This window comes from Abyssisolibacter fermentans, assembly GCF_001559865.1.
In the GTDB taxonomy this organism is placed as follows: domain Bacteria; phylum Bacillota; class Clostridia; order Tissierellales; family MCWD3; genus Abyssisolibacter; species Abyssisolibacter fermentans.
Window position 1 is genome coordinate 1 of the sequence record NZ_LOHE01000069.1, and the last position, 11,263, is coordinate 11,263.

11 protein-coding genes and 1 riboswitch are annotated in these 11,263 nt (G+C 29.7%); of the genes, 9 read left to right on the top strand and 2 right to left on the bottom strand.

Annotation, left to right across the window (positions count from 1 at the left end; translation table 11 throughout):
* Positions 1–77 precede the first annotated feature (77 nt).
* Positions 78–193, top strand: a riboswitch (FMN riboswitch).
* Between the two features lie 191 nt (positions 194–384).
* The 4 genes from ribD to ribH are packed head-to-tail and all read left to right on the top strand — an operon-like array spanning position 385 to position 3,858.
* A complete protein-coding gene (gene ribD / locus AYC61_RS12945; RefSeq protein ID WP_066503133.1) occupies positions 385–1,482 on the top strand; it encodes a bifunctional diaminohydroxyphosphoribosylaminopyrimidine deaminase/5-amino-6-(5-phosphoribosylamino)uracil reductase RibD in 1,098 nt (365 codons plus the stop codon).
* Positions 1,482–2,141: a riboflavin synthase gene (ribE, locus tag AYC61_RS12950; RefSeq protein ID WP_066503136.1), complete on the top strand. Its 660-nt coding sequence runs from the start codon at positions 1,482–1,484 to the stop codon at positions 2,139–2,141. Before ribD ends, ribE begins: the two co-directional genes overlap by 1 nt.
* Before the next feature lie 29 nt (positions 2,142–2,170).
* Complete coding sequence (locus AYC61_RS12955) at positions 2,171–3,391, top strand: bifunctional 3,4-dihydroxy-2-butanone-4-phosphate synthase/GTP cyclohydrolase II (RefSeq protein ID WP_082759953.1); 1,221 nt, start codon at positions 2,171–2,173, stop codon at positions 3,389–3,391.
* 5 nt (positions 3,392–3,396) lie between these two features.
* Positions 3,397–3,858, top strand: coding sequence for a 6,7-dimethyl-8-ribityllumazine synthase (ribH, locus tag AYC61_RS12960; RefSeq protein WP_156456465.1), 462 nt, complete (start codon positions 3,397–3,399; stop codon positions 3,856–3,858).
* A 46-nt stretch (positions 3,859–3,904) separates the two neighbouring features.
* Here ribH and AYC61_RS12965 read toward each other — a convergent pair whose 3' ends face one another.
* Positions 3,905–5,266, bottom strand: a complete 1,362-nt coding sequence (locus AYC61_RS12965; protein ID WP_066503142.1) for an aldehyde dehydrogenase — start codon at positions 5,264–5,266, stop codon at positions 3,905–3,907.
* Positions 5,267–5,621: 355 nt separating this feature from the next.
* On the opposite strand from AYC61_RS12965, the gene AYC61_RS12970 reads away from it, so the two are divergent.
* Positions 5,622–6,278 (top strand): HTH domain-containing protein, encoded by a 657-nt coding sequence (locus AYC61_RS12970; RefSeq protein ID WP_066503146.1) that lies wholly within the window; start codon positions 5,622–5,624, stop codon positions 6,276–6,278.
* 119 nt (positions 6,279–6,397) lie between these two features.
* Positions 6,398–7,075, top strand: a complete 678-nt coding sequence (locus AYC61_RS12975; RefSeq protein WP_066503147.1) for a fructose-6-phosphate aldolase — start codon at positions 6,398–6,400, stop codon at positions 7,073–7,075.
* Between the two features lie 80 nt (positions 7,076–7,155).
* On the opposite strand, the gene AYC61_RS12980 is transcribed toward AYC61_RS12975, so the two are convergent.
* Positions 7,156–8,070 carry a DUF362 domain-containing protein gene (locus tag AYC61_RS12980; protein WP_338026052.1) on the bottom strand — a complete coding sequence of 305 codons (915 nt, stop codon included), beginning with the start codon at positions 8,068–8,070 and terminating at the stop codon, positions 7,156–7,158.
* Between the two features lie 258 nt (positions 8,071–8,328).
* Between AYC61_RS12980 and AYC61_RS12985 the strand changes: the two genes are divergently transcribed.
* The 3 genes from AYC61_RS12985 to AYC61_RS12995 all read left to right on the top strand — a co-directional run bounded on the left by AYC61_RS12985 (position 8,329) and on the right by AYC61_RS12995 (position 10,930).
* Positions 8,329–8,580, top strand: coding sequence for a TM1266 family iron-only hydrogenase system putative regulator (locus tag AYC61_RS12985; RefSeq protein WP_066503151.1), 252 nt, complete (start codon positions 8,329–8,331; stop codon positions 8,578–8,580).
* 1,316 nt (positions 8,581–9,896) lie between these two features.
* Entirely contained in the window at positions 9,897–10,433 is a 537-nt protein-coding gene (locus AYC61_RS12990) for a peptidylprolyl isomerase (RefSeq protein WP_066503343.1), read from the top strand.
* 218 nt (positions 10,434–10,651) lie between these two features.
* Positions 10,652–10,930, top strand: coding sequence for a hypothetical protein (locus AYC61_RS12995; protein WP_066503154.1), 279 nt, complete (start codon positions 10,652–10,654; stop codon positions 10,928–10,930).
* Positions 10,931–11,263: the final 333 nt, after the last annotated feature.

Sequence of the window (11,263 nt, forward strand, 5' to 3'; positions counted from 1 at the left end):
ACAGTAAATTAACGCTATCTACATGAAATTTATTTATTGACAAACCTAAATATCTATGTTAACTTTAAATAAATTAAATATATCTTCAGGGCAGGGTGAAATTCCCGACCGGTGGTTATAGTCCACGAACCAATATGGTTGACTTGGTGAAATTCCAAGACCGACAGTACAGTCTGGATGGGAGAAGAGGTGTATATTTTTATACAATAATTTGTTGTTATTGTGTTATTTGTAGCTGATTATGCTCTGGAGAATTTATTCTTCAGAGCTTTTTGATGTGCAGAAAAAATAAAAATTTCATGAAAGCCTCAAAACTGAAACCTAAGATTATATTTAAGAATAATAAATGTACAAAGTTAAATACTAAAATGAGGTGATTTATTTGTGAATGAAAAATTTATGAAAAGAGCTCTTGAGCTTGCACAAAAAGGTAGTGGATTTGTAAATCCTAATCCATTAGTAGGAGCTGTGATAGTTAAAGATAATAAGATAATTGGTGAAGGATATCATCAATATTTTGGAGGAGCACATGCTGAGATAAATGCACTTAAGAGTGCAGCAGAAAGCGTAAAAGGTGCTACAATGTATGTTTCATTAGAACCTTGCTCTCATTACGGTAAAACACCTCCATGTGTAAATGCAATAATTGAAAATAATATTTCTAAGGTTGTTGTTGCAATGATAGACCCTAATCCTAAAGTTGCAGGAAGAGGTGTAAAAATATTAAGAGAGCATGGTATACATGTCACTACTGGTGTAATGGAAAATGAAGCTAAAAAGTTAAATGAGGTTTTTATTAAATATATACAGACAAAGTTGCCATTTTGCATTTTAAAAACAGCTATGACTCTTGATGGCAAGATATCCACACACATTGGTGACTCTAAATGGATTAGCAATGATAAATCTAGACAGCATGTTCATGAAATAAGACATAAAGTATCATCAATAATGGTTGGAATTGGTACAGTTTTAAAAGATGATCCTAGATTAAATACTAGACTAGAAGGTGGAAGAGATCCTATTAGAATAATCGTAGATACTAACGCTAGAATTTTTTTAACATCTAAAGCATTAAATGTTAAGTCAGATGTTAAAACTATTGTTGCGACTACCGAAAAAGCAGATAAAGATAAATTAGAAGCTATAAAACAAAAAGGTGCTCAGGTGATAGTTACTCCACTTAAAAATAATAGAGTTAATTTGAGATATCTTATAGAAAAGTTAGGTGAAATTGGAATAGACAGTGTATTAATAGAAGGTGGTTCTACTTTGAATTTTAGCATGTTACAAGAAGGTCTTGTAGACAAGGTTATGTCATTTATATCACCAAAGATAGTAGGTGGGGAAAACTCCAAAACTCCTGTTGGTGGTGAAGGTATTAAATATATTAGGGATTGTATTAATCTAAAGGATATTAATATTAAAGCTTTTGATGAGGATATATTGATAGAAGGATATATCAGAAAGGAAGATTGTTGATGTTTACTGGATTGGTAGAAGAAATAGGTCAAATTAAATTTATTAAAAAAGGTGTCAAATCTGCTAGCATTACAATTAACGCATCAAAGGTATTAGAAGATATAAAATTAGGTGACAGTATAAGTGTAAACGGAATTTGCCTGACGGTAGTTGATTTTACTAAATATGATTTCACTGTTGATGTTATGCCTGAAACCTTGAGAAGAACGAATTTAAAAAGGCTGTCAAAAGGTAGCGGTGTTAATTTAGAAAGAGCTATGAAAGTAGGCGATAGATTTGGCGGACATATTGTTTCAGGGCATATTGACGGCATAGGGATTATAAAAAATATAGAAAAAGAAGACAATGCAGTTTGGCTTACTATCAAAGTTTATGACGACATATCAATTTATGTTGTTAAAAAAGGTTCTATAGCAGTTGATGGTATAAGCTTGACGGTAGCAGATGTAAATAAAAATGACTTTCAAGTATCTATAATACCTTTGACTAATAAAGAAACAATCCTATCAGATAAAAAGATTGGTGACGAATTGAATATAGAATGTGACATGATCGGAAAGTATATACACAGTTTTATGAGTTCTGATGAAAAAAAGGATGAAAAAAAAGCTAAGATAATAAACATTGAATTTCTCAGACAAAGCGGATTTTTAACATAAATTATTTGTGTAATAAGGAGGTGGCACTATTGTTTCAATTTAACACAATAGAGGAAGCGATAGAAGATATAAGAAATGGGAAAATGGTAGTAGTCGTAGATGATGAAAATAGAGAAAACGAAGGGGATTTGATAATGGCAGCCCAGAAGGCGAACCTTGAAGCTATTAATTTTATGGCTGCTTATGGTAGAGGGCTTATATGTGTACCAATGTTAGAAGATAGATTAAAAGAACTTGATATTGAGCCTATGGTTGTTAACAATACAGATCCAAATGGTACAGCATTTACTGTGTCTGTTGATGCAGTAAATACAACTACAGGGATATCAGTTGAGGATAGAGTAGAAACTATATTGAGATTAGTTGATAATAATTCTACTTCAAAAGATTTTAGAAAGCCAGGACATATATTTCCTTTAAAAGCTAAAAAAGATGGAGTACTTAAACGAGCAGGACATACTGAAGCAGCGGTTGATTTGGCAAAACTTGCAGGCTTAAAACCTGCTGGTGTTATTTGTGAGATTATGAATGAAGACGGTACTATGGCAAGAGTTCCACAACTGATGGAATACGTCAAGAAACATAATTTCAAGATTATTACTATAGAGGATTTAATAACTTATAGACTTAAAAATGAAGGGATAATTGAAAGAACTGATGAAGCAAATTTACCAACTAAGTATGGTGATTTTAAAATCATTGGATTTAGAAATAAGCTTAATGAGGAAGAACACGTTGCATTGATAAAAGGAGATATAGCTGATGGAGAGCCTGTTTTAGTACGAATACATTCTGAATGTTTAACAGGAGATGCTTTTAGTTCTCTAAGATGTGATTGTGGTGACCAATATGCTAAAGCTGTTCAAAATATTCAAAGAGAAGGCAGGGGAGTACTTTTATACATGCGACAAGAAGGAAGAGGTATAGGTCTTATAAATAAAATCAAAGCTTATGCGCTTCAAGATAAAGGCATGGATACAGTAGAAGCTAACATTGCATTAGGTTTTCCAGAAGATATGAGAGATTACAAAATGGGAGCTCAAATATTAAAGCTTTTAGGAATAAAAAAAATTAGACTTATGACAAATAATCCTGACAAGGTTTTGAGTATGAGAGATTATGGATTAGATATAGTCAAAAGAGTTCCTATTCAAATAGAGCATAATAAGAACAATGAATTTTATTTAAAAACTAAAATAGATAAGATGGGGCATATTTTTGATAATGTAAATGTAAATGAGGAGGATTAATAATGATGAAAGTTTATGAAGGAAAATTAGTTGCAAAGGATCAAAAGTTTGGTATCATAGTAGGAAGATTTAATGATTTTATTAGCAGTAAACTATTATATGGAGCATTAGATGGATTAAAAAGACATGGTGTAGATGACAGTAATATAGAAATTGCTTATGTACCAGGTGCTTTTGAAATCCCTTTGGTAGCTAAAAAGATGGCAACGACTAAAAAATACGATGCTGTTATATGTTTAGGAGCAGTAATAAGAGGAGCTACACCTCATTTTGATTATGTTGCTAGTGAAGTGTCAAAAGGCATAGCAAACGTATCATTAGATACTGAAATTCCAATTATTTTTGGTGTTCTAACAACAGACTCTATAGAACAAGCAATAGAAAGAGCAGGTACAAAAGCGGGTAACAAAGGCTATGATGCTGCAGTTTCAGCTATAGAGATGGTTAATTTAATTAGTAATTTTTAACGTCATAGAGAACTCGTTTCTTTTAGAGAAACGAGTTCGAAATTTCTTATTTTAATATTCTTTTAATCATATTCAAATTAGATTCAGTATATGGTGGGAATATCATACTCATTCTAATACGAGGAGATTTATTTAAGACTCCTTTCATATGAGAAAAGGTTTCAAAGCTTTTTTTACCATGATAAGCACCAATTCCAGAATTGCCTACTCCGCCAAAAGGTAAGTAGTGAGTGCTGAAATGACTGACAGTATCATTTACACAACATCCGCCAGAGCTAGTTTCTGATAATACTTTTTTCTGGGTACTCTTATTATTTGTAAAAATATAAAGAGCAAGAGGTTTAGGTCTATCATTTACCATTTTAATTACAGAATTAATATTATCATATGACATAATAGGCATTATTGGTCCAAACAATTCATCTTGCATACATTCATCTTCCCACGAAACATTATCAATTATAGTAGGTTCAATATATTTATTGATTAGATTATAGTTTCCACCAAATATTATTTTGCTTCTATCCTTTTCTATTATGGAAATTAGGCGATTAGTATGTTTTTCGCTGACAATACGAGCAAAGTCTTTAGAACCTTCAATTTTTTCGGAGTAAAACCTAGTTATAGTTTTCTTGAACTCATTAATAAACTGCTCTTTAACACTAGAATGAATTACTAAATAATCTGGAGCTATACAAGTTTGACCTGCGTTAAAAAACTTACCCCAAGCTATCCTCTCAGCGGCTACTTTAATATTTGCAGTTTTATCTACAATGCATGGACTTTTTCCGCCTAATTCTAAAGTAACAGGAACTAAGTTTTTACTGGCTGCCTGCATAATTAATTTTCCTACTTTAACACTTCCAGTAAAGAAAATATAATCAAATGGAGAATTAATTAAGCGTGTAATGACTTCTTTATCACCTTCAACCACTCGAATATAATTATTATCAAAATTTTTAGTGAGCATCTCTCTAACAATTCTAGTTACATTAGGTGTTTGTTCTGAAGGTTTAACTACAACACAATTTCCAGCAGCTATTGCTCCGAGCATAGGTTCTATCACTAAATTAAAAGGATAGTTAAAAGGGGCAATGACTAATACAACACCATAGGGTTCAGGTATGATATAGCTTTTTGAACCAAATTGATGTATTGGAGTTTTTACTCTTTTAATCTTAGCCCATTTCTTTAAATGTTTAATAGTGTAATTAATACTAACTAGTACAGAGCCTATTTCAGCAGCATAAGTTTCAAACTCATGTCTTCCCAAATCTTCACGATGAGCTTTTATTAATGCATCCTGATTTTCTATAATAATTCTCTTTAGTTTTTTTAGTTGATCTATTCTAAATGATAAATTTCTTGTTTCACCTTTGTAATAATAACTTTTTAAATCTTTTAACATTTTAAATTCAACCTCCTTTAAGACGCTATTAATCTTATTAATAAAAATAAAGTGCTATGTTATTTGTCTATAATGTTTTTTCATTTAGTGAATATTACCAATTTAATTATAGAATTTTTTATGAATTTATGTCAATTAAAATAATAGTGAATAATATAAAAAAAGCAAATCATACCAAAATTAAATATCAAGACTTTAGAGTTTTTTCTTTGATTTATAGAAATGAGAGTTCGAAAAATAAAATAAAAAAACAGGAAAATGATTTCATATTTCGACTAGTAAAAGAAAAAAAGTGTATTAATTAGTCGAAAAAGTCGTGATATAATTGTTATAAGATAAGGGTAGGGGTGGTGAAATGAAGGAATATGCTATAAATGCTAAGGAACTCAAAGTAATAGAACTGTTAAATAGAAAAAAATTTTGTACGGCAAATGAAATTGCAGAAAACTTAGGAGTAACATCAAGAACAATACTTAATTACATTAAAAATATTAACAAAATTATTGGTAAGGAAGTAGCTGAAATCAAATTTACAAAAAATAAGAAGTATATCATAAAAAAAATTAATGTTGAAAAATTTGATATTATAACAAATGCATATCGAAAATCAAATATTTCTTTTCCAGAAGAAAGAATTATAGAAATAATCAAAATTCTTTTAGAAGAAAGAAAAATGATAAAAATTGAAGATTTAGCTGAAATGTTCTATATTAGCAGAACTACCTTAATAAAAGATTTGAAGAGAATATCAAATATACTTAAAAATTACAATATAGAGCTTAGGGGTAAACCAAACAGTGGCATAGAAGCATTTGGAAATGAAATGAATATAAGGTTTTGTCTTTCACAAATATTTTACAAAAGGGATAATGGTATCTATAAGAAAAGTCAAAAACAACATGGATGCTCATTTAATGATGTTGCAAATACTATAACATTCTATGCATCTGATAAAGCTAATTATCTTACTGGACAATCAGTAAATATAACAGGTGGACAAGTTATGCATTAATGATAAATAAAGATATTGTAAGTTGAAATTAATATTCATTAAACTAAAATTATTCATAAGCAGAGAAATGAAATTATTTTAGTTTTCTGCTTATAATATATTGTATAGGAGGGATTTTCATGAAATATTTTTTAGATACAGCTAATATAGAATATATAAAATACGCTATAGATTATTTTCCAATAGAAGGAATAACTACTAATCCTACTATAATTGCAAAAGAAAATAGAGAATTTGTTGATCTTATCAAAGAAATAAGAGAAGTTATTGGAGAAGCTTTATTACTTCACATTCAAGTAGTTTCTAATAAAGCTGAAGATATGGCTGAAGAGGGAATGAAAATCGTAGAAAAATTTGGTAAAAATACGTGTATTAAAATTCCAGTAACTAAAGAAGGATTAAAAGCAATAAAAATCTTAAATTCTAAAGAAATAAAGGTGACAGCAACAGCAATATTTACAGCACAACAAGCTCTAATGGCAGCAAAAGCTGGTGCTACCTACGTTGCACCTTATGTTAACAGAATAGATAATCTATCCTCTGATGGGTGTAGTGTAGTAGGTAATATTGTGAAACAATTTAAAGAATATAATTTAAAAACAAATGTAATAGCTGCATCTTTTAAAAACGTTCAACAGGTGCATTCTGTTGCAAATTTAGGTGCACATGCAGCAACAGTTAATTCAGAGCTATTCGAAAAAATATTTGCTCATCCTTTTACAGATGCTAGTGTAGAACAATTTGAAGAAGATTGGAAAAAAGTTTACGGTGATAAAGTTATTAAAGATATGATATAATATGCTATTTGGTAAAAGAAACAAAGGGACGATTTTGATTACATCCCTTTGTTTTTGCTTAAAGATATATATTATACTGTTTATCTATCAACAATGATTTTTTCACCATAAACACTTTTGCTAAAAGCTTCTTCAGCTTCTTGAATTAATAAGCCCTTTATTATCATTTTGTTTATATTACTTTCTCCAATTTTCATGTTCGCACATTGAAATAAATATCTAATAGCTTGTGGTTTAAAACCAAGCAATCTAGCACCAATAGTGTCTGTTGCAACAGGGTCAGTTCCGCAGATAACAATTCCAGTATGTCTTGATATACCATTTGATGGTCCGCTACCTATCATAGCGGGATTAGCACTGACGATAGTGATATCAATAGGAATTTTTTCTGCCATAGCAGTAATAAAACCATGTAAATCATTGTGAATTCCAAGATTTTTCTTAGGATATCCGTGCAGTTCAGCAGGAGGCCATCCTAATGCAATATTTTTAATTCCTGCTGACATAGTAGCTTCTTCGTGGTGTTTTAATTGAGTAAAAGATATCAAAACTGTCATTTCATTTATTAGTTTATTGATTTTTGTTGATTTTGGATAATCATGATTTAATTCTAAATCAACGTAATCACCCTTGTTTAGATCTATAAATTCGACCATTTCATCATTTATAATTTTATCATATCCTACTTCTTTTAATACTATATCAGTCTTAACACCTCCTGAACCTGTTGCTATAACAATCCTTTTGGGGCTTTTAGCTTTAACAAACCTTATGATAGTTCTCAAAGTCTCTGCACCTACAACTATTGCATCCTTTGCATGGTTTTTCTTATTATTGACCCAGTTTGGAGTTATTACTACTACATCATCATTAGAGATTAGATTATCAGCATTTATTTCTTTAAGTGCTTTTAAAACTGCTAAGCTTTCATCATTGTTTTTGACTATTGCTATGATTGGTTTTTGACATTTTCTAGTTCGTTTCAAATATAACACCTCTTTTTAAATATTATTAGCTTTTTGAAAAATTAATAAACAGATGAAATATTATATTTATTAATTCCTACGGTCAATAGGATAGAAATACGAATGTTGACTAGATAATTTAGAAGTTGTGAATTTAAAGTTTGTGTGTTAAAATACTAACAATTAGTATTAATAGAAAGAATATTATTGATGAATCTTATTCAAATATTGAGTAAGTGATTTAATTTAAATTTAACTTTATTACTTAATAATAACTAGGAGGAAGATATGAAGAGAGTTGCAGTAATTAGTGCTATTTTAGAAAATCCTATAGCTACTCAGGCAAAGTTTAACGACATTGTTTCTGAATATAAAGGATTAATAAAAGGGAGAATGGGACTTCCATTAAGTGAAGAAGGAATAACAGTTATATGCATAACAGTTATAGGAAAAGTAGATGAGATAAATAGTCTTACTGGTAAGCTTGGAAGACTAGACAGTGTACAAGTAAAGACTTCAATTTCAAAACAGGAATTTTAAATTATAAGTAAAGAAATAAGTGTTTATATTATATGAAAATAGAGGGTTAATTTCTTTTTAGAAATGAAAGCTTTTGACAAAGGTGATTGTATTTTTGATTGTAATTGTAACATAAAGCGGTTGAGATGCGTATAATAACATTGAATAATAAATATATTACATTAATCATGGAATTTACTTAAGATGAAATGGTACAAAAAACTCTATTAATTAAATTAGGTGACAATCGTATACATTTATAATTACAATTACAAAAGAATAAGATATATATATTAAAACAAAAGTTAAAAAGGTAGTAGAGTTTATCCCTATTACTATAGCTATTGACTCCTATTGATATAAATAAAATCAATAGGAGTTTTTTTAAGCAGCGAACCCAAATCTATGATTTGGTGTGAGTCGCTTACTGCTAGGAACAAAGTGAGTAGGAGTTACCGATTGATGATTAAAGCAAATAAAAACAAAAAAGATAAGATAAAAAACAATATAATATAGCAAGGATTAAGCAAAAAAAAGAGTTAGAAAGCAGCGAACCCAAATCTATGATTTGGTGTAAGTCGCTTACTGCTAGGAACGGAGTGAGTAGGAGTTACAGATTGATGATTAAAGAAATGAAACAATAAAGATATGATGAAAAACAATATAATATAGCAAGGATTAAGCAAAAAAAAGAGTTAGAAAGCAGCGAACCCAAATCTATGATTTGGTGTGAGTCGCTTACTCAAATTTTTACTCAAGAGCATGGGTTTATTTTTATTATTTACAATAAACATGTAATATTTTGTATAGATTAAAAAAATCTTGTTTAAAACTAGTGAAATCTAGTGTTTGACACGTTAAAAAATGGGTGATAAACTTATATTGGAAGTATATATAAAAATAAGTAGTTGCTAAAAAATTTAAATATAATATATAAATAACATTAATTGTTTAGCTCATAAGTTTTGGACGAGGGGATCCATCTCATAATCTTTGACGGCTGGGCAAGAGCCCGTTTTGAAATGAATAAGAAACTCACTACTCACTGCGTTCCTAGCAGTAAGTGATTCACTCAAAATCATAGATTTTGGTTCTCTACTTAAGAGCGATGAAGAAACGAACTCTTGAAGTCACGCTTTCAAAGAAATATGAGATGGTTCCCTAGTAACTATGTTGGTATTTTTTACAACTGTTTTATGGGGGGAAACTGAGTTACTTCATAGCATGTAAACATTGAATTTATGTATAGTGTAAAGTTTTGCAACTAGCTGATTTATATAAAATAGGAGGGAAAAATGAATAAAAAGTACATTGGGTTGATTATAATTATATTTGTAATGAGTTCAATTTTTATTGGATGTAGTAATAAAACAACAACAGTACAAATAGAAATGCAAGATGGTGGAAAGATGGTATTTGAGCTTTATCCAGAATATGCACCAGAGACAGTTGAAAATTTCCTTGAGCTCGCAAAGGCTGGTTTTTATGATGGTTTAAAGTTTCATAGAATAGTAAAAGATTTCATGATTCAAGGCGGAGATCCAAAAGGTGATGGCACAGGCGGAGCAGACAAAAATATTAAGGGTGAATTTGCATCAAATGGTTTTAAGCAAAACACCTTAAAACATACAAAAGGTGTTATTTCAATGGCAAGGTCAGCTGATCCAAACTCAGCAAGCAGTCAATTCTTTATAATGCATGGAGATGGATTTTTTTTAGATGGAGATTATGCAGCATTTGGCAAATTAATTGAAGGTGAAGAAACTTTAGATAAAATTGCAGAAACACCAGTAATATATAATCCTTTAATGGGTGAAAAATCAAAGCCGACAGTAGATGTTATTATTAAAAAAGTTACAGTTTTAAGTGAATAAGTATAATAAACCGCTAAACGTAAGAGTTTAGCGGTTTTTAAATCTATGATTTAGTGTGAGTCACTGTTATATGAGCCATAGCAGGTTTGCCAAAAGATGTCTAAAGCTATGAATTTAGCTAATTATCTTGCAAGTATTGTAATTCATGATTTATGTTACTTTAGGATAGTGTTGAAAGAGCTATTGTCTATTATAAAGATAAAGAAAAAGTAGAATTTGTGAAATCTAAAATTTCCAGTGGTATTTATGATGAGGATGTTGAGAATTATTTATATGGACTTGATGGCAAAGAGTTATGTCAAGCAATAATATCTAATGGTAACATGGTTTCAACAATTTCACAATTTATGGATGGAGATGATAAAAGGACAGAAGAAGTCCTTGAGTTAATTAAGAACAATTATTTAGACGTATGTAAAACTTGGACAGATTATGATGATTTTGGTTATATCGCTTGCGATGTTATCAATAACAATAAGCCGTATGTTGCTCAATAGATTTCAGCTAGAATACTAAATGAAATTGCATATGATAAAAATAGATATGGTATACAGCATTTGGTTGATAAGTTAGTTGAACGAGGTGTTGATCCAACTATTGAAGAGATTTTAAAGTAATTAGGTACAGTATGTTATATGCTAGAGATGATGGTATAATATATTTCTTGGGTAATATATGTAGAAGGCAAATATCTTGTTAGCTATTCTGTTTAGAACTACAGTTAAATATTTAAAAGTTAATATAATTATTAATCTTATAATTATTCATTAAAGAAATTATAATGTTTGTTTAAAAATTGTAAATATTAAAAATAATATATTTTTAGAATG